Genomic DNA, 22,050 nt, shown 5'->3' with positions numbered 1-22,050 from the left:
TTACAAAAAGGGCGCGCTGTATTCATTTTACAGCACACCCTTAAAACAAGTATGAAAAAATTCTCCTTAATAATCAAACTGCCGGTAATATCTCCGTATCACCATAGGATGCCTGAATTCAACCTCCATATGGGCATCCACACGGTTATTGACCCCATGCATGACCAGATGGGAAACAGAACCTCGAAATTCCGGCCGGATCCCTTTTAATTCATAATCCTTAGTATCGATCACCGTATAATTCTTGCATACCTTTGGCAGAAATGCCGCAACCCTTTCAGACAAAGGCCGCTGCTCATCTTCACCCACAAACAAGGTCACCGGCGTCTCCGCTTCAATGACTTCCAGCATACCGTGGAAAAACTCTGCAGATGTAATGGATTTTGTCCGGATCCAAAGCTGTTCCTCCCAATAGCACATGGCATAAGAATAGGTGGCTCCCCACTGGCTTCCTGCTCCGATAAAATAGTGGGGCATATCCGGATTCTCTTTCTGATAGCGGTATTTCTCCTTTGCATATTCTTCCGCCCAGGCATCAGCTTTTTTTTCCACTTCCACAAGGGCCTTTGCAAGACAGGCTTCCATTTCCCTGTTATATTCATCGTACTCCGGGAATTCCCCATTGTTATACATCAGGCGGTTTGCCACCATAAAAAGCTTAAGCTGTTCATTCATTGGATAAGAAATACAGATATCACATAATTTTGAAAGAGCGGCATTTTCTACATCAATGAATCCGAAGATCCTTGCACCTGTCTCTTTTGCCTTTTTCACTGCATCCACCATTTCCTGGGTGCTTCCGGTCACTGACGAGAAGATGACCACTGATTTTTCAGTAAATCTCTTATTCCCGGTGGTCAGAAATTCTGCCGCATTTTCCACGTATACAGGGATGGAACTTTTTCCTCTCATATAAACTTCTACCTGCATGGCGGAAGCCCATGTCCCGCCGATTCCTATAAAAAATATACCGTCAAATCCTTCCTTCTGGATCTTATCCACGGTTTCCTCTATTTTAGAGCGGAGCATAAGGGCTCCGTTTACACTGTCTATTTGTTTCTGTTCATCAAACTTTAACATGGTTTACTCCTTCCTGTCCTTGTTCTATTTATGAAAATGCACGGCAAAATTACACTTGTCCCCTCTTGTATAGGATCTGGAATACTCTATGACCCTGTCATCCTCATCATAGGTGGTGCATGAAAAAAGGAATACGGTCTGGTCTTTGGAAATATCCAGAAGCCTTGCGTCCGCCTGGGTAAGCTGGACTAAATCCAGGGTCTGCCATGCTCTTACCGGATTTATGCCATAGAATTTATAAATTTCAAACATGCTGAATACGGACAGATCAATGCCTTCCACCTTGGGAACCAGATTATAGGGAATATAAATCTCCTGCATGGCAATGGGCTCTCCGTTTGCATAATCCAGCCGCTTAATAAAATAAAGGCTTTCCTCTTCGCCCACATGAAACATTTCCCCATATTTGGAGCCTGCTGTCCGCTGGCCCCTCTGCAATATTTTCTTTTTCGGCTGAATCTTTTTATCATCCATTGTCTGGGAAAATCCCCCCAGGACCTCTAAATCCCGTTCAATAGGCGCCATGACATAAACGCCCTTTCCCTGGACCCGTTTCAAAAGGCCTTCCCTTACCAGTTCATCAATGGCGCTGCGCACAGTAAGCCTGTTAATGCCGTACATATCTGCCAGGGCATTCTCAGACGGGATGGCGGTCCCCGGAAGGTATTCCCCCTCTTCAATCTTATTTCTGACCACTTCCCTTAGCTGCAAGTAAATGGATGATTGATAATCTATTTCAGCCGGCTTTTTCAACGTAAAATCTCCTTCCTTACCAGGCTCCCCTGTATTCCAGCGTGATGCTGGAATTAGCAGCCCCCATTCTCATACATTCTGCAATTTCTTTTCCTTCCAGAATACCCTTTAAAAATCCCGCGATGTAGCTGTCGCCGGCTCCCATGGTATCCTCCACCTTACAGGGAATGATTCCAAACCTGAAAAACTCTTCCCCATTGTATGCAATGCTTCCCTGTTCTCCCAGGGTAACAACCACCAATTCCGGGCCTTTTTCATGAATTTCCTTCATCTTTTCCCTCAGTTCTTCTGTTTCCCCGTCATCTGATGCAAAAAACAGATAATTCACATGAGGGATAGCCGTTACTGAGGCAGGGTCATCGGGCCTTGTAGCCGAATCAAAGGCAACCTTTCCCCCTCTGTTCCTGATTTCTTCCAGGCTGTGTTCCACATTTCCCCACAATCCGGAGACCACCAGGTCCTGGCTGCAAAGAAAATCCAGGTCCTCTTCCGACAATTGAAAGTCTGAAAGAACGCCTTCCTCGTAATCTCCAAAAACCCGTTCCCCATCCTTTAATTCCACATGGGTAATGGCGGTATTTCCCTCCAAGAAATGAATATGGGAGGTATCCACCCCTTTTCCTGCAATGGCATCCGCCATCAGCCTTCCGTACTTGTCTGTTCCAACAGCGCCCGTATAGGAGGCATTTCCCCCAAGACGCACAAAATATACTGCCACATTCACCGGGTTTCCGCCTGGATAAGCCTCTCCTATGCCGTCATAGACATCCATGCAGTTATCCCCTACAGCCGCTAATTTCATAGTAATTCCTCCTTGCATTCCCCGCTTAAATCCGCTTTAATTCACTGGCAAAGCAGACGTATTCCGAGCGGGTAATGGATTTAAAATATTCAAAGATTTTGCCGTTTTCATCAACTGCAATTCCTGATTGGCAGATGACCGGCGTTCCCTTGCTGACGCATAAATCCTGTGCTTCCGTTTCATCGCAGTATGCAATGCTCAGCACTTCCCTGCCCCCTGTGATATCCAGGCCGTATTCCCTTTTCAGTATTTCATACAGGGATGAGTTTTCCGTAATATGCTTTTCAAGCGTTGGAAAACGTTGGTAATCCAGATAGGATGTCTCATACATGACGGGGCAGCCTTCTAAAAGCCGGATGCGGGCCACGCGCAAAAGCTTGTGCCCAAGGGGAAGCTCCATCTTTTTCCCGATCCATTTTGCCGTTTCACATACTTCCACGGTGACCACTTTCGTTGAAACTTCCCGGCCCGCTTTCCAGGCAGTCTCATAAAACCCCTCCACATCCTGAAGGTTTTTCATGAGCTTTTTCCTTGACACGTAGGTCCCGGAACCATTTTTGCTGTAGATCTTTCCTTCCAGGACCAACTGTCTGATGGCACTCCTGAGGGTTGTCCTGTTAAGTCCCCACATGGTACACATACTTCGTTCTGAAGGCAGCTTCTCATCTGGCTTTAACTTGTTTTCTATTATATAGCTTTCTATTTTTTCCATCGCTTCTTCGCGAGGTCTTTGATTGTCCGGACTCATGGCAGATATTCCTTTTCCTGTTCATTTTATTTCCAATGATATCTGATTAAATCTTAAGTCATCTGCCACCGGGTGTCAACTCGCCTCACGGTAAAACTTTTCTTAACTGCTCTTTGGTTCCTTTTTATTTCTGCTTTCCCAGAAATAATAAACCGGAAGGCCTGTCCCCACTGCAATGAGGGCACAAAGGATGCCTGCGGCCGGAGCCCATATAAAGGTGGACCAGATCAGGGTGCCTGTCATGATCATGGCAACTGAAACCATCAGCATCCTGGCCGGCATACGGTAGGCAGGCTTGTAATTTGGCTTATTTTTCAGCACAAGCACAGTTCCAAAGGTCAGGAAGTTTTTCAGCAGGGCAACCAATGTAAAATAGCCTAAAAGGCTGGAAAGAGATGTTGCGAAAATTAATATGATCGCCAGGGAGCACTGAATAATAATAGAAAAATACGGCGTTTCATATTTGGGATGGATTTTTGCAAAAGATTTAAAAAACAAGCCATCTTTTGCCATTGCATACTCAATTCTCGGCTGGAACATAATACAACTGGAAAGAGAGCCGATTACAACGATAACAGCCATGATGGCTACAACAGTGCCTGCATAATTGCCGATCAACGGTATTTTCGATGCCAGAAGGGCAATGGGCGCCTCAGAGGTGGCCAGCTCAGCCACCGATAAAAGCCCGGAGGCTGTTAAGGTCAGGCCAACGTACAGAGAAAGCACGATAAAGGCGGTTAAAATAAGTCCTTTTGGCATATTCTTTTCAGGCTCCCTGATTTCCCCTGTCATATAGCAGGCAGCCCCCATTCCGTCAAAGGACCAGGTGGTTGCGGATACGCCGGCCAGGAGAGCTGTGATCCCTGTTGCGGCAACTCCGGCAATGGGTGCAGGCGAAAGGAACAAATCCCCTTTGATAAAAAAGATTCCTATTCCAATGATCAGAGCAAAGGGAATGACTTTCAGTGCGGTTATGATGGTCTGGAATTTTCCTCCCCCTTCTACGGAACGAATGTGGACAGCCATGAAGATCAGCACTAAGATGACAGCAACAATTCTAAGTATAAGTCCGTTTACCGGAATAAAAAATGCCAGATAATTGGCAATGGCCAGGGCCATGATGGAGATGGATGGCGGGTCCGTTGCCCAAAAGCTGATCCAGCCGCACAAAAAGGCCATGGGACGGGAACCTGCTTCCCTGAAATAGATATACTGTCCCCCATCCTCCGGAAATGCGCTTGCAAGCTCCGCATAACAAAAGTTTGCCGGGATCTGGACGATTCCTCCGATCAAAAATGCCAGTACCAGAAATAAACTGCTTCCGGCCGCACCTGCAACTTCTCCTAAGGAAGAAAATATTCCCGATCCAACGGTGGTTCCCACACCCAGGGCGATCACAGCCCCCAGCCCCAGTTTCCGCTTTAACTCTGTTTGATTCTGTTCATTTGACATACCTTTTCTCCTTTTCTTACATAATCCCATGGAACGCCCGCTGCAAGCTGTTATTATTCCCCTGTTATTTGAATTAACACGGCTTTTGTGCAGAGGCTTTAACTTCCAAAAATAAATAATTGGGTATCTTTTTTGCCATTTCCCCCTTACAAATCACAAAGCATCCGCTCAATGTTCTGAAGCATCCCATATGCCCACCCCATCAACTGTTTTCCCGGCAGCCTCAGGAGAAGTCCTTTGAAAGATTTTTCCGGTAACCAAATGCAGCATTTTCCATATCTCATAATCTCTCACTTTTCAAATATGTGAGTCATTTTAACATACCAGTTGAAGCAAAATAATTGTTCTCACTTTTTGCTTATGGTTGTTCTTTGCAGCCTTTACCAGGCTCCCCCCTGCTTCTTCGATTCTCTGCTGATTTTCCACTCTCCCTTCTCTATAACCGCATTTTTTTCCAATACTCTTTTTTAATGCGTCATTTTACCATATATGTTGTAGATTATCTTATACCACTTTAAAATATCACCACTTTCAATCCATGTCAACAACTTTTTATAAAAAATAGACCACATTTTTAATTTAATTGTGCATTTTTTACATTTTTCATTATCTTTTTTGTTATATATGACCATTTTAATCCATGAAGCATATTTACAATTGATTTAAAATCCACCCTGTGATATTATGACCAATAAAGTGGTATGTTTTTTAAGCAATCTTATTTATCATCTTAGAACGGAGGAATTAATATGAAAGCGGACAAACTGTTACGGTCAAGAGCTATCTTTACCGGACTGGAAGAAATCCCTATGGATGGCTGTATTGCCATAAAGGGGAACAGAATCATAGCCGTTGAGCCAACTGACGGTGAAGAGTACATGGGCAGCCATACCCAGGTATTTCATCTTGGCGACGGTCTGATATGCCCTGGGTTCACTGATGCCCATTGCTTTTTCACCGGATATCTTCTTACCATATCCGGCATTGAATTAAAGGAATGCAGATCTCCTGAAGAAGTGGTTCTTGCTTTAAAGAACCATTATTGCAAATCAAAGGAAGACACCCTGATCCTGGCAAGGGAGGTCAGCCCGGCATTTATACAATTAACTCAGAAATATCTGGATGAGGCTTTTGCTTCATCACCGGTGGTATTGATCCATTCAGGAAATGAGGGCTGCTTTATGAATACAGCCGCTGTCAAAGCGTTTGAGTTCACTCCGGAAAGCTTTTTTCCGGAAAGCTGCTGGCGTCTCCTTCGGCATATTTTAAAGGAGGCCTCTTCTTCGGTTCCTGCATTTAAAAAATATTTGAATTTCATGAATTCCAAAGGGATCACTTCTATCAAAGAAATGGGGTTTGACGACTTTTTCGGATTTACGGAAGAGCTTAAAAAGCTGGAGAATGAGGGAGAGCTTACCGCGCGGGTCAGCTTTATGAGCCAGCCGGTGGCCAGTCCTATGGATCTGGAATTCGGCCGGAAAATGAGAAGTGAATTTACGGGCAGCTTTGTCCGTTTTTCAGGATACAATCAGATGACAGACGGCTCTATCAGCCAGACAGAAGGGGAAATGAAAGAGCCTTATCTCAGTGAAAATACCTGCTGCACAAAAGCCATTGACTGGAAGACTCTTGAGGAGGACACCCTTGCGGCCGATAAGGAAAACTTCCGTTTCTCCTTACATGCCCAAGGGGACCGGGCGATAGAAAAGGTCATTGAAATCTTCCGTAAGTGCCAAAAAAAGGAAGATGGTACCTTAAAAAACCGTCATGCAGTCACGGACCTGGAATGCTCTGATCCGGCGGACTTAGAAGAGATGGGACGGCTTGGCATTATCGCTGAAATTTATCCCCAGATCATGTCCATTGCCAACCGGAAAGATAAACTTGCCATGATCCAGGAAAAAATCGGAATGGAACGGGGAAAGCATTATTGGAACCGGAGAAAAATGGCAGACAGCCATGTAATCATTTCCTGCGGAACTGACCTGCCTTTGTTATTTGACGATATTCCGGAATCCGTCTACCACGCCGTGGGTGCCAGGTTCCCGGAGGGAGGCGAGCCTTTCCTCCCTGAAAATGCCCTGAGACTTAACGAGCTTTTAAAGGCCTGGAGCTATGGGGGACAGTATAATCTTGGATTGGAAGACCGTCTGGGGACGTTGGAAGCCGGAAAGCTGGCAGACATTACCGTCTTTGACCGGAATCTGTTTGAGACTCCCATGGAAGAAATACGGGACGCATCTGTCTGCCTTACCATGGTGGATGGAAGGATTGTCCATCAGGCATGACGGAACTTCTGGAAGAATAAAAGAACGAGGGTATCCCTTAAGTCATTTCATGACTTTTGAGATACCCTCTGCATACCGCCCTCTTTAACATGGTTTCAATTTTATCAGGTAATAATTGACAAGAAGCTTGGAATCATCTCACCCTCATAGTAAAATAATCCTTTTCCTAATTCACCGGCATCCCAGCGGCGCTGGGGATGATCCGGATAGGCTGTGTAACCGCCTGAATATACTTCATTCCGGTTTCCTGAGGGATCCCAAAAATAAATAGTCTGTCCCCGTGTGATCGCATGACGGGTGGGGCCAATATCACGTTTGATTGAATAACGTGCCATCCAGTCAGCAGCATTTCCTACGTCACACCAATCCTGCAGTAAAAAACCCACATGATGAATTTTACCCGGTTGATCAAATTCAACAAAAGCCAGGTCATGGGGCTTATTTGAGCCGGTAATCCAGCTTGCAAGACGTTTTCCGTCAGGCAGATTGCAGATTTCAGGAACAAACATTCCCAGCACCTCTGTACAGAAACGCTCTGCCTCTTCAATATTGGGCCCATACAAAAGCATATGATCAAATCTCTGGCACCTCATACCTCTTGGCGGATCTACCCAAATGTGAGGATTTATAATTTCCGGTACCTGTTCCGCTTTTTTAACTTCTGCATACAGTTCCAAGCGGTGTCCGGTACTGATTGTAAATCCAATTCTGCGTCCAAAACCCGGCTGATCTGAATCAGCAGGAACATGATCCACTTTATAACCAAAGGCTTCAACCTTTTTCTCTAACCTTTCCAGCAATTCTTCTGACTCCACTTTAAATGCTGCATAATCAAATCCTGCCGTATCTGCAAGACGCAAAACTACAGAATGATGGTCAAATTCATCATAACCTTTTAAGCATACTCTTCCATCTTCTGTTCTGCATACCTCATTTAAACCTAACATCTGAGTATAGTGCCTTAATGTAGCATCCAAATCCAAAACTCTCAACTGAATTAAACCTGGTCTGAGAACTCCACCTAACGACATACGAATACCTCCTCATTTTTAATGCTTTTTTATTTTACATTTGTTTTGAAATTATAAGATCACCGGCCGGAACTACACAGCAAATCAATACAATGCCTTGTTCCACGTCTTCTTGGGAAACATGGGCACAGCTCATATTTTTAATCACTTTAAAATCACCGCTCACTATCTTCATTTTACAAACTCCGCAGCCGCCTCCAAAGCATCCGTGTTTAATGGGCCCCTTACCAGCACGCTTCATTGCTTCTAATATTTTCTCATCTTCATTACAGGTAAATACCGCACAGTCTTCCAATACTTCAACCCTATAAGTATTTTTCATATAGAAACTTCCTTTACCGGCCTGCAGATGTTTTAAGCTGATATGCCACATCAATGATCATATCTTCCTGGCCTCCCACCATCTTCCGCTTTCCCAGCTCCATCAAAATATCCCTGGGCTCAATATTATACTTTTCAGCCGCATGGTAAACATGCAATAAAAAGCTGGAATAAACACCGGTATAGCCTAGCATCAGAGACCCTGTATCTATTTCCTGCGGTCTTAGGAGCAATGGCTTTACAATGTCCTTTGCAAGATCCATAAGTCCGTATAAATTAAGTCCTGTTTCAAATGACTCCCTTTGTAAAACGGCTGCCAGCACTTCTATTTGAGTATTTCCGGCACCGGCCCCCAAACCGCATACCGTGGCATCTATGTAAGAAGCCCCTGCTTCTACCGCTGCTAATGAATTAGCCACCGCCATTCCTAAATTGTTGTGAGCATGGAATCCAACCGGGATTTTAACCGCTTCTTTTACTGCTTCGATTCTTTTTACTACTTCCCGGGGAGTAAGATAACCGGCTGAGTCCGCAAGGTTAATGTAATCAGCTCCATAACTCTCCATCTTTTTAGCTTCTTCAGCAATCACTTCCGGCGGAGCCATATGGCACATCATCAGGAAACCAACTGCCATCATGTCCATTTCCTTTGCTGCTTTAATATGCTGGGCACTTACATCCCCCTCGGTCACGTGAGTGGCGACTCTTACTACTGTCGCTCCATGCCTGTTGGCATTCTTTAAGTCCTCAATGGTGCCAATACCTGGCAGTAACAGCACAGTTAATTTACTGTTGGTTATAACTTCGCTTGCCGCCTCTATCAGTTCAAATTCATCTGTCTTAGAAAAACCATATGTGTAACTGGAGCCCCCCAGCCCATCACCATGAGTAACCTCAATAAAAGGAACTTTACTATCATCAAGTGCTTTTGCAATTCTTTTCACCTGATCCCCGGTATAGCTGTGCCGCAACGCATGGCTTCCATCTCTCATGGTCGTATCAACGATCTGAACCTTTCGTTTTTCCATGCTAAGCACCTCCCTTTAACAATTTCTCAGCGATTCTCTCACCGGCAGCAACAGCCGCAGCATTAATAATGTCTAAGTTTCCTGAATACTTAGGCAGGAAATCACCCTGTCCCTCAATCTGTACAATGGTTGTTACCTTATCTCCTTCCAGTACCGGCGGTACACGCAGCTTATAACCAGGCACGTATTGTACAAGTTCATCTACCATTTTCTCAATAGATGCCGTGATAGCTTCTATTCCAGCCTCCTTATCCTTGATTCGCACCATAACCGTATCCGTCATCATCAACGGCGGCTCAGCGGGATTCAGCACGATAATCGCTTTTCCTAATTCTGCTCCGCCAATGGACTCAATGCCTTTTCTGGTGGTCTCCGTAAACTCATCCATGTTGGCTCTCGTTCCCGGCCCGGCACTTTTCGATGAAATACACGCAACTATTTCAGCATATTCTGCTCCTGCGACACGCTCTATTGCGTGAATAATGGGAATTGTTGCCTGACCTCCGCAGGTTACCATATTAATGTTCATTGAATTTTCCAGTTGTTCCAAATTTACACTGGGCACACAGTAAGGTCCTACTGCTGCCGGAGTCAAATCAATGGCTATTTTACCTGCTTCTTTTAACAAGGCTGCATGTTTAAAATGTGCATTTGCACTTGTGGCATCAAACACTATTTTGATATCATCTCTTGCAATTACTGCATCAATTCCCTGAATGGATACATCCACTCCATGGGAGGCCGCACGCTTAATCCCCTCTGATTCCACAATACCGGCCATCAAAGCCATTTCCATATGCCTGCTCCGAAAAATTTTATACATCAGATCACTTCCGATATTCCCAGGCCCGATAACCGCTACTTTTATTTTTCCCAAATGCATCTCCCCCTATATAAATTCCGCTTTCACTGTCCCAAAATCCGAAAATACCACCTCGAATTTATCACCGGCAGCGGCTTCCGGCGCTGCTGAAAATGCGCCTGATAAAATAACTTCCCCTCTCTTAAGCGTCACGCCATAAGACCAGAGGCGGTTTGCCAGCCAGGCCACAGCTTTACATGGATTACCCAAAACCGCCCCACCGCTGCCCTCGCACACCTTAACACCGTTTTTAAATAACTCCATGGTAACCTCAGGCAAATTCACATCTTCTACAGACAGTCTGGCCTTACCTAATACATAACAGCCGGAAGATGCATTATCTGATATGGTGTCAACCAATTTAATTTTCCAGTCTTTTACACGGCTGTCTACGATTTCAAAAGCGCCTGTCACATAATCCGTGGCCCTCACCACATCTTCTGCTGTAACCTTTCCTCCAACAAGATCTTCCTTTAATATAAAAGCAATCTCCGGCTCTATCTTGGGCTGTAGAAAATCAGAGGTCTTTACTTTGCCGTCTGTGCAGTCCATATTCTTAAATAAATGTCCGTAGTCCGGTTCCCTGACTCCCAACTGTTTTTGAATTCCCTCAGATGTGAGTCCAATTTTTTTTCCCGAAATAATCCTGCCTTCCTTTACCATACGTTTTACATTCCATAACTGAATGGCATAAGCATCGTCCACACTTAATTCTAAATCCAGTTCCGTCAACGGAGAAATAGACTTCTTTTCCTTTGCAGACTCATAAAGCATATCCGCATATAACTTTATTTTATTTTCTTCCATGGCCTCCTCCCTTACTCTTTCAGGAAATTATCTACTAAATCAGAAAATTCCTGTGTACGTTCAATCTGTGTCCAATGACCGCACTTTCCAAATATATGAAGCTGTGCGTTCTCAATTAATTGAATTAATTTCAGGGAAGTTTCAAGGGGAATTACCCGATCCTCTCTTCCGTGAATAATTAGCGTTTCATTTTTAATGCTGCGTATGTAGATTTCATTGGAAGCCATTCCTTCTACCCCCTGCTGGCGGGGAGCTGGAAACATAGATGAAAAGCTTTCCTGAAATCCCGGCTGCATACTGGACTTATAACGCATCTGTGCAAGCTCGTCGTTAACGATATTGCGGTTATATGCAAAAATATCTAAAAGTTCTTTCATATTTTCAAAGGACGGTGTATACCCCCACACCCGGTCAAGTCCGTAAGTCAACGGGAAACTCACTCCCATACTTCCCATCAAAACCAGCTTATTTACACGCTCCGGATATTTTACTGCCATGGCAAGTGCAAGCGCCCCGCCAAATGAATTTCCAACCAGGTCCGCCTTTTCAACATGAAGTGCATCCATAAAGTCGATTGTCTGCTTCACCCAGATATCCATTCCATATACAATCCCCTCAGGGCGGTCCGTATAACCAAAACCAACCATATCAGGCGCCAGCACCCGATATTTGGATGATAACAAGGGAAATACTTTATTCCAGTTCGCCCAGGCGGAGACGCCCGGACCTGATCCATGGAGCATTATGACGGTTCTTCCTCCTCCAATATCATGATAATTTGTGTTAAAATTCCCGGTTTTAATTGAATTTGCTATTTCTGGTCTCTGATTCATACGTTTACTCCTTTAATTATTTTGTTTTTGAATCTCGATATCCCATCTCATATGAAATATCCTGAGCTGCCTTTTTTACTTCAAAAATCACATCTTCTAAATGCTGCCCTTTCATATTGTAATAAAGTCCCGATACGCTGACCGCATATAAAACCTGGCCATTGGAATCAAATATAGGAGCCGCAACACATCTTAGCCCTTCCATAATCTCCTGGTCATCAATCCCATAACCTTTTACTCTGATCTTTTCCAGTTCTCTCAGCAGATCGGGCAAAGTGACAATGGTACGTGAAGTCATTGATTTCATACCTTTTTGGCTAATGATACGCTTTACTTCAGCTTCTGGTTTGTGTGCCAGCAAAACCTTTCCAAGTCCGCTGCAATGCATTGGAAGCCTGATCCCTACATCGGAAACGATTCTCATCATACGGTTTGAATCCAGCTTATCCAGATATAAAACCTCTCCGTCACTTTCCACTGCCAGTTGAACCATTTCATCCAGTTTGGCATTTAGCTGTACCAGATATTCTTTTGCCACCTTACTGATATCCCAGGATCTCTTAACGGCATTGCCCAGTTCAAACAAGTGAATCCCCAGTTTGTAACATCCGGTGAGGCATGATTGATCTATGTAATGGTAATCCCTTAAGGTGGAGATCATGCCATGCACCGTACTTTTAGGCCATCCCAGAGCATTAGAGATTTCGGTAAGTGACATCTCTCTTTTTTCATAGGCCAGAAGTTCAATTAACAGCAATGCTCTGCCTACTGATTGCACATGAGACGGTTTACCGTTCTGCTGAAAACTTTCTAAAAATTCCAACTTATCACCTCCCTCGTAAAACAGAATGTTTCATTCAATGCCCTTTCAAAATGAAATACTATTTTCTGGCTCGCTGTGGATTTTGTTTATTTTGTTTACTTTTTGTGTTTATTAGTTGTTTGATATGTATATAATAACATATTTCAAAAAAAGAAATCAATCTTCCAGTTCCCATATGGCGTAAATTTGTTCCCATATGGAGAACAACTTTTAAATTTTTATTGGTGTAATTACATTATCCAAAATCCCACATACAGCAGAGCGATTTAAAGAGACCAAAAGCTAAATGCCCCTTTCTGCGTCTGACGCAAAAAGGGGCATCTGAATTAATATTGGATACTTACCATACAATGTCCTTGTATTTTATCTAACCGGAAGGAAATATATCCTCCGTTTCTTACGAAAGGAACGGCTTCCTCTCCCGGAACCAAGACAACGTCTGCCGGCTGCTTATTTCCTGTATATAATTTAAATTCCACACCATACAGGGGGATAACATCTTCTACCGTAAAAATATCCTCAGACCGTTTTTCTGTAATGTAATGCAGGATATGAAAAATATCCCGGTTTTCTTGTTTCTGATGATTTAAGGCTGTTGTCATGGCAGAGGGACCGTTATGACTCACTAATTTATGTTCCAGGCACAATGCAACCGCATCCTTCACCATTAGCTTGCACCATTTGGCGGCATTTTTCCGGTACAGTTTAAAGATGGGATGGGCAAAATAAATTACATTTCCATTTTTGATCACTTCCGGATATCCTGCTTTCCCGGAAGAAGGTGCATGCTGGTGAGAGCAGAAGGTTTTTCCGGAACGGTCAAAATAAGGTTCCATTTTATCCATTAATACCTCCCCATTATTTGCTTCCACGTTATGCCCTCTTAAGTACATGACATACTCTTCTTTATATAAATCTTTTCCAATGACCTGATTCGGCATCACGAATTCCCTGTAATACGGGGATTCCTCTTTCCATGTAATACCGTAAATATTATCTTTGCCGCATTTGTTAAGGCAGGAATCATAAGAACCGATTACTTTACCCCCATTGGCAATATAGTTCTTCATCACTTTTTCCAGCTCTTCGTTGTAATAAATACAATCCGGTAAAATTATTAACTGATAGGAATCCATTGGTGTCTTACTGTCTATAACATCAAACTGTAAGGAAAGCTCCTGCAGCATTCTGACTGCTCCAATTAAAGAAGGAGAGATTCCCAGGTTATATTCTCCCTCAGGATAAAATTCTTCCGGTGTAAGGACAGCGATCTCTACAACCGGCTTGGCCCCCCTGCAATAAGGCTCCTTTTCCCTGACACTCTTATATACCTTTCCGATCAGGTCATAAGCTCCTTCCGATAACCTGCCTCTTGGATGAAGCTGGTCTCCGATGGAACAGCCCGCTCCCATTGCCAGCATGTTAAAGCATTCCAGTTCAAGGGCCGCCTGATTCTTCAGGGAATGGAAATCACCCCAGTAAGTATGGAATTTTCCGGTCATCCCTATTATGTCCATTCCCAGGGTTCGTGCATATCTGCCGGTGGCCGGAAAATGGTCATAGCCCCAGCCTCCACTTGGTAAGGATTCCAATTCCAGATGGCTGTACTCTTTAAAATTATCCTTAGATGCCGGCCCTACATGAGAGCTGTTATAGAAAACAGATGCCTTGGGAGCTCTCTCTTTAATAACCGCTGTAATTTCTGTTTTAAATTCCTCTAACATTTGCAGAGAATACTTTAATCTTACCTCTTTTTTGCTGCTGTCCAGATGCAGCTCCTCCATTTTCTTTTTACAATGGCCACAGCAGCAATCCACCTGAAATAAAATGTCCATAAAGAATCCGTCAATGTTCTCCACCCCTATCACATCCATAATATCATGGAGGTGCTCTTTAAAGAAAGTACGGTAGCCGCTGTTTAAACAAATTGTATGATAAAAATGAGGCTCTTTTACATTCTGAGTATTGATATAATCTCCCTGCTCATCTACTGAAAGCCATTCCGGATGTTCCCCCATAATGCGGCCGTCCCATTGTACAGTGGTATAAACCGGCACTTTGATTCCCCTGTCATGGCAGGCCTTTATCTGGTCTATTAACAGATTATGATTGGTAAGGCCGGGATGGATGAGGTCTGCATGTTTTCTGGACGGGTAATACAGCCATCCATGGTGGCATCTTGCAAAGCAGGTAACGGAATCCACATTGGCTTTTTCAAGTCTACCGGCAAATTCTTCCCCATTAAAATCTGTTCCGACCTCTGGTATATATTCACTGGTGTGAAAATCCAGATGAACCTGTCTGAATCTTAAATCGCTCATTGCTTATCCTCCTGATCTGATTACTCTTTATTCTTTTACAGCTCCTGCTGCCAGTCCGCCCTCTACTTTTTCCTGGAATAATAAATAAAGAATCAGAGGCAATGCTACCGTAATCACAATAGCCGCCATTAAAGGGCCATAATCACTTCCTCTTTCGCCGTTAAAATTCAGCAGCCCCAGAGAAATGGGTTTTAATTTTTTATCATTGATAAACAACAGGGGAAATAAAATATTATTCCAGGCTGATAAGAAATTAAAGATTGAAATAGTAGATAAGGCAGGAATACAAAGGGGAAGCATTACCATTCTATATACCTGGAAATACGTTGCACCGTCGATGACTGCCGCTTCCTCCAGAGAACGGTTGACGCCTTTCATAAAATTAGTCATAACCAGAATACTAAAAGGAAGACTAAACGATACATAGATCAAAATCAAAGCCGGTATATTGTTCTTTAAATTCAGGGCACCTATAATATAGGCAACCGGCACCAATACCGTATGCATGGGAACCATCATTCCCAGGGTAAAGAATAAAAGCAGAAACTTATTTCCCTTAAAATCGAATCTGGACAGAACATAGGCTGCCATGGATGCCATGACTGCCAATATAATAACAGTAGTACCGGCCTGCAGGATGCTGTTGATAAAATACCGGCTCATATTGGCTTCTTTCCAGGCTACTATATAATTGACAAACTGCGGCACCTTTGGCAGCGCAAATGGGTCTGAAAAGATTTCAAGCTTTGTTTTCACAGAGGACAATAAGGTAAAAACCATAGGCATGGCAAATACCGCTGTCATCACCAGCAGATAGATGTACATGATGACTTTACCAGGCTTGTTCTTTGATTCTGTTTTTTTCATAGTTTTCCCCCTTAATCATGTTTTCTGGACATTATCATATTACTTCCTAATGTTCCTGCCAGGCAGGCGATGAGAATAATAATGCCAATGGCGCTTCCAAGTCCATAATGGCTGTATTTAAATGCTTCATTGTACATTAATGTTGTAGGAAGATTGGTCAGGCCGTTCGGCCCTCCGCCGGTCATGGCAAATACCAGGTCAAATACTTTAACAGAGCCGATAATATCCATTAAAATGCACATGGAAATTGTAGATTTTAACATAGGAACCGTAATCTCAAAGAATTTATGAACGGCAGTAGCTCCGTCAATGGAGGCTGCCTCATACAGTTCATCAGGAATGGTCGTAAGTCCCGCAAGAAGGATGACCATGTAGTAGCCGATACCTGCCCATATATTAACAAAAATAATGGTATTCATTGCAGTTGCAGGATCCACCAGCCAGGGAATCACTTTATGGGCCAGACCGGTGCTCTTTAACAAAGCATTGAGGGAGCCGGTGGGCATGAACACAAAGTACCACATCAGACCTACGGAAGTTAACGGAAAAACCGTAGGTACAAAAAAGAGAGCTTTAAACGCCCGGTATCCCTTACATTTGGTATTAATGGCAACTGCCGTTAATAAAGCAATCGGCGTATGGAACAGTACACTGAAGAATACCATTTTTATCATATTTTTGACGGACAGTAAAAAGTCTGCGTTATGAAAAGCATCAATATAATTTTTAAGTCCCACAAATTTCAGCGCCGCACCTGAGATACCATTCCACTCAACCAGTGAAAAGTAAAACGCCAGAATTAAAGGTACAATTTGAAATAAAAGATATGCAATCAATGCCGGCAGCAAAAACAGTGCTATGTACACTTTCATTTTTCTGTTTTTTAATTTTATCAATGAAATCCCTCCTTATAATAAAAAGGAATTTCACAATTCAATTTTAAATTTAGAAATGAATTGTGAAATTCCAGATCATTTATTTTGCATGATCAATCTCAGCCTGGATTTCTGCTGCCGCATCCTGGGCAGATGCTCCTGTAAACAGACTTACAATTGAATTTCTTGTTCGATCCTGCATGGACGCCAAAGGATCAAAGTCGAACACATCAACGCCGATGCCTTCAGAAGTTCCTCCAACCTCTACATTCTGGATAAATAAGTCGGTACATTTTGACGTATCTAAATCCAGATCTGTTCTTGGAATTAAGAAAGCCGCTTCTTCTGCAAATCTCTTAGCTGCTTCTTTACCGGTTAACATCTTTAATAATTCAATCGTCAAGTCTAATTCTTTTCCTTCTAATTTACCGCTTACCATATAAGGACTTAAAATCTGCATATCCTGATTTTTAAATTCAGGTTTTTCTTCAAAATAAGGGAACTTTGCAACCTTAATATTATCTGACACAGGAGTTGCGGTTTTATCTGCAAATGTACTGATATTCCAAGGTCCGGTAATAACCATTGCAGCTTCTCCCTGCTGAAATTGAGTCAAAGCAATATTATCTGTGATACCTGCGGCGCTTGGATCAAATGCACCTGCATCAATTAAATCCTTTTCAAACTGCAATGTCTGAGCCACGCCCTGGTCAGTCCACTTCATCTCTCTGTTTCCTAATAATTTAGCTGCTTCTGTTCCCATCCATTTGTAGAAGATCTGGTCATGTAAGTGACCCGCCATATAAGTTGACTGGGCCCCCATTGCTATTGGGATAATTTTGTTTTCTTTTAGCTTTGCAATTGCGGCTAACAACTGTTCCCAGGTCTCCGGGAATTTTTCTACTCCTGCTTTCTTTAAAAGCTCTTCATTATAATATACACCGATCAGGCCGGATTCCATTGGAATTGCATAAGTGCCTTCATGTCCCGGTACCTGATAATAGGAAAGGGAACCCTCCGTAAATCCACCGCTCCATTCTTTATCTCCATCAAGATATGGCTGAAGATTTAATAATAAGCCATTATCAATATAGTCGGAAAGATTTGCAACACCCTGGATCCGGAAGATGTTAGCCATGGTTCCGGAAGCAATATCAGTAGTAAGGATATTGTTAAATGCCGATTCATCCCCCTGGGAGTCGTCAATAATGGTTACTTCCGGATGTTTACTTTTAAATTCATTGATAATATCGTTATAAATACCTACCTGAGTTGTAGTTCCTGCCATTCTTGTTAAAAGTCTGATCGTAACCTTTCCATCACCTGACTCTTTGCTGACGCTGTCTGTTTTAGCCCCGCAGGCTGTCAGCATAGAAAAGCTCAGTACACTTGCCAATACAAGAGCCATTACTCTTTTTACTTTCATAATTAGTTTCCTCCCTTTATTTCTAACTTTAATCCCTCTTTACAATCCCATTATAGATAAATATCACGATACAATGAATGGTCATTTTATGGTTTTTATGTATATTTTACATATTACTTTCCAAAATTAGCTACATATTGGTTCAAATATACAATTTCAATGTGGACATCGCCAATAAAATATACTAATATTACTATTATATCTAAATCTTCCATGAAATCAAAACAACACTTTGCCATACAGAAGGGAATCATATGAAGGCTCAAAAAATGACTTCCATTAATTCAAGATTTTTCCGGTCTATGTTTCAGACACTGCTGTTATTCATCATAATATTATTGATCAGTACTTCTGTCGTATTTTATAAACACACACTGGCATTAGAGACTTATTCCGCGGTCCGGCAATTGGATTACATTTCCAATCAACTGGATTATTACCTGGCATCTGCCAATAATTATTCCAGAACCATTATAACGGATCACAGCGTACAGGCCATTGTATCTAAATTCAACAACAATAACAAGGAGTTTAATGCCATTGACCAGATGAATCTGAAATCGGAAATCAACCATATCATCCAGTCTACTCCTTTTATCCATTCTGTCAGTATCTACTCACCGGAACATGCTCTGATTGCTACCACAGAAATATATCCCTACCCCTCAAATCTTTGGGATACTTCTGCAGCAGACCGGAAAATCTGGATACCAAAGATAAAATATTCCAACAAGAAGCGTTACACTGAGATACATGCCCTGTCTCTCATTCTGCCGTTTTATAGCAGCTCCACAGGTACCATGCTTGGATATGTGGAAATTGCCATTCCCGAAAGTACGATTTCAGATATCTATAAGGATAATGCAAGTAATTTCAGCAGGCTTTTTATTGTAGACTCAGATGGCAACGTACAAAGCTCAGATGGCTCCATCCCATTAATGAGGCGCTATGAGAATGTGGGGAAATTCCTCCATATGAACCGGAGCAATTACAAGCTGACTACGAGGACGATTATTTTTTCAAAACATTTTCCTGCACTGAACTGGTATCTCGTCAATGAAATCAATCTGCTCTATTTTTTACAACCAACCTTTACCACCCTGGGAATATCCGTCATTATGGCCCTGCTCTGTATTATTGCCTGCCTGAATGTCTCCCGCAAGGTTTCCCGTACAATTACCTCTCCCATCTACCAATTGATCTCCCACACCCAGAGAGTAAAGGAGGGAGAATGGATTCCATTTAATGAATCCTATAACGATAGTGATATCGGTCTTCTATTTGAGGAATTCAACAGCATGATTATTGCTCAGAAAAAGTTGAAAAATGATTTACTGAATTCCGAAAAAATGAAGAATAAAATAGCCCTGGACCTGCTTCAGCAGCAGGTAAATCCGCATTTTTTGTATAATACTCTGGACAATATCTGTTCTCTTGCGGAAATAGATGAAAAGGAGACTCTCATTGACCTGGTCATGAATCTTTCTGCGTTTTACCGTCAGGGCCTGAGTAACGGTCACACTCATATTACTGTACGGGAAGAACTGGCGATTACCGAAGCATATCTAAGAATTATGAAAGTAAGATACTATAACCGGTTCAACTTTCATATCACCTGTGATTCAAAAATATCAGACTATGCCTGCCTCAAGCTCTTATTGCAGCCTATTGTGGAAAACAGCATCTATCACGGAATCAAAGAGCTGAATGGAAAGGGTCAATTAGATATTCTTGTGACCGAAACTTCCGATTCTATTTTATTCACTATCCGGGATAATGGAATTGGAATCCGGGAAGAAAGTTATGAAAACATATGGACTAGGGGAAATGCCCATTTTGGCATCAAAAATATTCACCAGAGAATCCAACTCTATTACGGCAGTGAATATGGAATTACCATTGCCAATCACTCACAGGGCGGCTGTATCTCTACCATAACCATTGGAAAAAAGGAGGTATCCACTGATGCCACTTAATATTATAGTTGCTGATGACGAGTACTTTATCAGACAACGAATTATGAAAATCATTCCACGGGAAGAACTGGCCATTCATTTTATAGGGGAAGCCGAAAACGGAATAGAAGTTCTTGAGTTATTAAGACATCATCCTGTTGACCTTATCCTGCTGGATATTAAAATGCCCCGTATGAATGGAATTGAAGTGGCGGAATCTGTATACCGGAATTACCCTTCTACCAAAATTATCCTATTATCAGGTTATAATGACTTTGAATATGCGCGCTCCGCAATGCGGTTCGGAGTCATGGATTACTTATTAAAGCCTGTGGATGCTTCCACTTTAGCCGCTGTTTTAAAGGATAGCAAAGGAAAAATAGAATTGTTAAAAAAACAACAGAAACAAATTCAAAAGTATTATCACTTTGAAAAATGCACTTATCTATCCAATGTCCTAAATGGTTATCAAAGTATTGAACAATTAACGGCCAGATATCCCGAGGTTGCAGCTTTTGATTACACCCTTTATCTAAGTGCTTTTATCCATGAAGAACGTGAAGACTTTATTACAGAACTGGCAGCCGGGATCCGTTGTCATGGATTGGATTGTGAATATTTTAAGGAATCGGATTATGCCTATACCATACAATTTTTTCTTCATAAGAAAGAGGAAAGGCAGCAATTAAAAGAAGTTTTGGAAAACTATATGCCAGAAAGCCGTTCCTACACATTTTTAGCTCTGGGAGACTGTATCCCATTGACAGAATCCTGGCTGCCTTATTATAGGAAAAACTTATATGCCCTCAACCACCGGTATTTTAGCCCTGAATCAAAGCTTATCCTGACAGAAGAGCTTACTTGGGAAAATAGATCTGCTGATTTATCTAAGGTAAGGCAAAGGATTCTATATCATTTAAACAGCAAGGATCCAAAGGGGCTGGAAGCTTATATCCAAAACCTGTTTCAACCGGCAGAAGAAACACATGATGTGAAATACCTATACTTAATCGTTACGGAATTTTTTACTACTTATCATATCCATTATGGCAACCAGGTAGAATTCAATCACAACTTGGCCGAATCTGCGTCCCTGATCATTGATGAAGAATATCGGCTGAACCAATTAAAAAGTACCATTCTTGCATATGGGCGGTTATGCATGACTGAAAATGAAGCCATCCCTTCCGACCTCTCCTTAAGCAAAAAAATCATTGCATATATTGATAAACATTATTCCGATCCGGAATTAACCGTCACCCAGCTTGCGAACATATTTCAATTAAACCCTTCCTATATGGGCAGTGTCTTTAAAAAAGTAAATAATGAATCCCTGCTCCAGTACATTACCATTATCCGTATGGAAGCTTCTAAGAAATTATTGGAATCCAATCAATATAAGATATCGGACATTGCGGAGCTGGTAGGATATACAGATGCTTTTTATTACAGCAAACGCTTTAAAAAAATGTTTGGATATTCTCCGAAGGATTATTTGCTGCGTAAAAAGTAAAATACATAATCAGAATAAAATTTTGGACTAAGTAAGGCCATATTCTTTTGGTTTTTTGCTTAGTCCAATTATCTTTTATTATTCTGTTATTTGCTCTTCCATTGCCTTATGATAAATGTACACCTCTGACTGTTGATGCTGCAGCGCTGGCTGCCCGCTTAATGTTGACCTTGCTCCCTCAAAAGAGCTCATATCCCTGCAACACAGATATTGTTAATAATCTTTCACAAATAGTCAAACACACACAAGCGCACAATGTCTATCA

At 42.3% G+C, this 22,050-nt stretch carries 19 protein-coding genes; 3 read left to right on the top strand and 16 right to left on the bottom strand.

Translation table 11 applies throughout. From position 1 onward, the window contains the following. Positions 1–66: 66 nt before the first annotated feature. The 5 genes from ACYVD3_RS02005 to ACYVD3_RS01985 form a co-directional block, all read right to left on the bottom strand. A complete protein-coding gene (locus ACYVD3_RS02005) occupies positions 67–1,080 on the bottom strand; it encodes an SIS domain-containing protein (protein WP_460640832.1) in 1,014 nt (337 codons plus the stop codon). A 24-nt stretch (positions 1,081–1,104) separates the two neighbouring features. Continuing rightward, positions 1,105–1,833, bottom strand: a complete 729-nt coding sequence (locus ACYVD3_RS02000; RefSeq protein WP_460640831.1) for a GntR family transcriptional regulator — start codon at positions 1,831–1,833, stop codon at positions 1,105–1,107. A gap of 16 nt (positions 1,834–1,849) precedes the next feature. Further along, the gene (gene frlD, locus ACYVD3_RS01995; protein WP_460640830.1) at positions 1,850–2,635 is read right to left on the bottom strand and encodes a fructoselysine 6-kinase; all 786 of its coding nucleotides are present in this window, start codon (positions 2,633–2,635) and stop codon (positions 1,850–1,852) included. A gap of 25 nt (positions 2,636–2,660) precedes the next feature. Next, positions 2,661–3,383 carry a GntR family transcriptional regulator gene (locus tag ACYVD3_RS01990; RefSeq protein ID WP_460640829.1) on the bottom strand — a complete coding sequence of 241 codons (723 nt, stop codon included), beginning with the start codon at positions 3,381–3,383 and terminating at the stop codon, positions 2,661–2,663. 102 nt (positions 3,384–3,485) lie between these two features. Continuing rightward, positions 3,486–4,835 carry an amino acid permease gene (locus ACYVD3_RS01985; protein ID WP_460640828.1) on the bottom strand — a complete coding sequence of 450 codons (1,350 nt, stop codon included), beginning with the start codon at positions 4,833–4,835 and terminating at the stop codon, positions 3,486–3,488. 749 nt (positions 4,836–5,584) lie between these two features. Here ACYVD3_RS01985 and ACYVD3_RS01980 point away from each other — a divergent pair. Further along, on the top strand, positions 5,585–7,123 hold the full coding sequence (locus ACYVD3_RS01980) for an amidohydrolase (RefSeq protein ID WP_460640827.1): 1,539 nt from the start codon (positions 5,585–5,587) through the stop codon (positions 7,121–7,123). Positions 7,124–7,227: 104 nt separating this feature from the next. Here ACYVD3_RS01980 and ACYVD3_RS01975 read toward each other — a convergent pair whose 3' ends face one another. From ACYVD3_RS01975 to ACYVD3_RS01925, 11 genes are all read right to left on the bottom strand, one after another. Continuing rightward, positions 7,228–8,154 (bottom strand): catechol 2,3-dioxygenase, encoded by a 927-nt coding sequence (locus tag ACYVD3_RS01975; RefSeq protein ID WP_460640826.1) that lies wholly within the window; start codon positions 8,152–8,154, stop codon positions 7,228–7,230. A 34-nt stretch (positions 8,155–8,188) separates the two neighbouring features. Further along, on the bottom strand, positions 8,189–8,476 hold the full coding sequence (locus ACYVD3_RS01970; RefSeq protein ID WP_460640825.1) for a 2Fe-2S iron-sulfur cluster-binding protein: 288 nt from the start codon (positions 8,474–8,476) through the stop codon (positions 8,189–8,191). Positions 8,477–8,489: 13 nt separating this feature from the next. Further along, positions 8,490–9,503: a 4-hydroxy-2-oxovalerate aldolase gene (gene dmpG, locus ACYVD3_RS01965; RefSeq protein WP_460640824.1), complete on the bottom strand. Its 1,014-nt coding sequence runs from the start codon at positions 9,501–9,503 to the stop codon at positions 8,490–8,492. Position 9,504: 1 nt separating this feature from the next. After that, positions 9,505–10,380: an acetaldehyde dehydrogenase (acetylating) gene (locus ACYVD3_RS01960; protein WP_460640823.1), complete on the bottom strand. Its 876-nt coding sequence runs from the start codon at positions 10,378–10,380 to the stop codon at positions 9,505–9,507. A 12-nt stretch (positions 10,381–10,392) separates the two neighbouring features. Then, complete coding sequence (locus ACYVD3_RS01955; protein ID WP_460640822.1) at positions 10,393–11,172, bottom strand: 2-keto-4-pentenoate hydratase; 780 nt, start codon at positions 11,170–11,172, stop codon at positions 10,393–10,395. Positions 11,173–11,183: 11 nt separating this feature from the next. Next, a complete protein-coding gene (locus ACYVD3_RS01950) occupies positions 11,184–12,005 on the bottom strand; it encodes an alpha/beta fold hydrolase (protein WP_460640821.1) in 822 nt (273 codons plus the stop codon). Between the two features lie 16 nt (positions 12,006–12,021). Further along, entirely contained in the window at positions 12,022–12,828 is an 807-nt protein-coding gene (locus tag ACYVD3_RS01945; RefSeq protein ID WP_460640820.1) for an IclR family transcriptional regulator, read from the bottom strand. Between the two features lie 326 nt (positions 12,829–13,154). Next, on the bottom strand, positions 13,155–15,149 hold the full coding sequence (locus ACYVD3_RS01940; RefSeq protein ID WP_460640819.1) for an alpha-amylase family protein: 1,995 nt from the start codon (positions 15,147–15,149) through the stop codon (positions 13,155–13,157). Between the two features lie 27 nt (positions 15,150–15,176). Beyond that, positions 15,177–16,016, bottom strand: coding sequence for a carbohydrate ABC transporter permease (locus ACYVD3_RS01935; protein WP_460640818.1), 840 nt, complete (start codon positions 16,014–16,016; stop codon positions 15,177–15,179). 11 nt (positions 16,017–16,027) lie between these two features. Beyond that, positions 16,028–16,912: a carbohydrate ABC transporter permease gene (locus ACYVD3_RS01930; protein WP_460640817.1), complete on the bottom strand. Its 885-nt coding sequence runs from the start codon at positions 16,910–16,912 to the stop codon at positions 16,028–16,030. Between the two features lie 79 nt (positions 16,913–16,991). After that, positions 16,992–18,317 (bottom strand): ABC transporter substrate-binding protein, encoded by a 1,326-nt coding sequence (locus ACYVD3_RS01925; RefSeq protein ID WP_460640816.1) that lies wholly within the window; start codon positions 18,315–18,317, stop codon positions 16,992–16,994. Between the two features lie 254 nt (positions 18,318–18,571). Here ACYVD3_RS01925 and ACYVD3_RS01920 point away from each other — a divergent pair, with 254 nt between their 5' ends. Together ACYVD3_RS01920 and ACYVD3_RS01915 are read left to right on the top strand one after the other, a co-directional pair. Beyond that, positions 18,572–20,293, top strand: coding sequence for a sensor histidine kinase (locus ACYVD3_RS01920; protein ID WP_460640815.1), 1,722 nt, complete (start codon positions 18,572–18,574; stop codon positions 20,291–20,293). Next, positions 20,283–21,785, top strand: a complete 1,503-nt coding sequence (locus tag ACYVD3_RS01915) for a response regulator transcription factor (RefSeq protein ID WP_460640814.1) — start codon at positions 20,283–20,285, stop codon at positions 21,783–21,785. The genes ACYVD3_RS01920 and ACYVD3_RS01915 overlap by 11 nt, the downstream gene beginning before the upstream one ends. Positions 21,786–22,050: the final 265 nt, after the last annotated feature.

It is taken from the genome of Lacrimispora brassicae (assembly GCF_054772055.1).
This window is presented reverse-complemented; position numbering and strand designations above follow the sequence as displayed.

Bases quoted from the DNA above. Each gene is read 5' to 3' on its own strand.
- ACYVD3_RS02005 (WP_460640832.1), bottom strand. From the start codon at position 1,080: ATGTTAAAGTTTGATGAACAGAAACAAATAGACAGTGTAAACGGAGCC.
- frlD (WP_460640830.1), bottom strand. From the start codon at position 2,635: ATGAAATTAGCGGCTGTAGGGGATAACTGCATGGATGTCTATGACGGC.
- ACYVD3_RS01990 (WP_460640829.1), bottom strand. From the start codon at position 3,383: ATGAGTCCGGACAATCAAAGACCTCGCGAAGAAGCGATGGAAAAAATA.
- ACYVD3_RS01985 (WP_460640828.1), bottom strand. From the start codon at position 4,835: ATGTCAAATGAACAGAATCAAACAGAGTTAAAGCGGAAACTGGGGCTG.
- ACYVD3_RS01980 (WP_460640827.1), top strand. From the start codon at position 5,585: ATGAAAGCGGACAAACTGTTACGGTCAAGAGCTATCTTTACCGGACTG.
- ACYVD3_RS01975 (WP_460640826.1), bottom strand. From the start codon at position 8,154: ATGTCGTTAGGTGGAGTTCTCAGACCAGGTTTAATTCAGTTGAGAGTT.
- ACYVD3_RS01970 (WP_460640825.1), bottom strand. From the start codon at position 8,476: ATGAAAAATACTTATAGGGTTGAAGTATTGGAAGACTGTGCGGTATTT.
- dmpG (WP_460640824.1), bottom strand. From the start codon at position 9,503: ATGGAAAAACGAAAGGTTCAGATCGTTGATACGACCATGAGAGATGGA.
- ACYVD3_RS01955 (WP_460640822.1), bottom strand. From the start codon at position 11,172: ATGGAAGAAAATAAAATAAAGTTATATGCGGATATGCTTTATGAGTCT.
- ACYVD3_RS01950 (WP_460640821.1), bottom strand. From the start codon at position 12,005: ATGAATCAGAGACCAGAAATAGCAAATTCAATTAAAACCGGGAATTTT.
- ACYVD3_RS01940 (WP_460640819.1), bottom strand. From the start codon at position 15,149: ATGAGCGATTTAAGATTCAGACAGGTTCATCTGGATTTTCACACCAGT.
- ACYVD3_RS01935 (WP_460640818.1), bottom strand. From the start codon at position 16,016: ATGAAAAAAACAGAATCAAAGAACAAGCCTGGTAAAGTCATCATGTAC.
- ACYVD3_RS01925 (WP_460640816.1), bottom strand. From the start codon at position 18,317: ATGAAAGTAAAAAGAGTAATGGCTCTTGTATTGGCAAGTGTACTGAGC.
- ACYVD3_RS01920 (WP_460640815.1), top strand. From the start codon at position 18,572: ATGAAGGCTCAAAAAATGACTTCCATTAATTCAAGATTTTTCCGGTCT.
- ACYVD3_RS01915 (WP_460640814.1), top strand. From the start codon at position 20,283: ATGCCACTTAATATTATAGTTGCTGATGACGAGTACTTTATCAGACAA.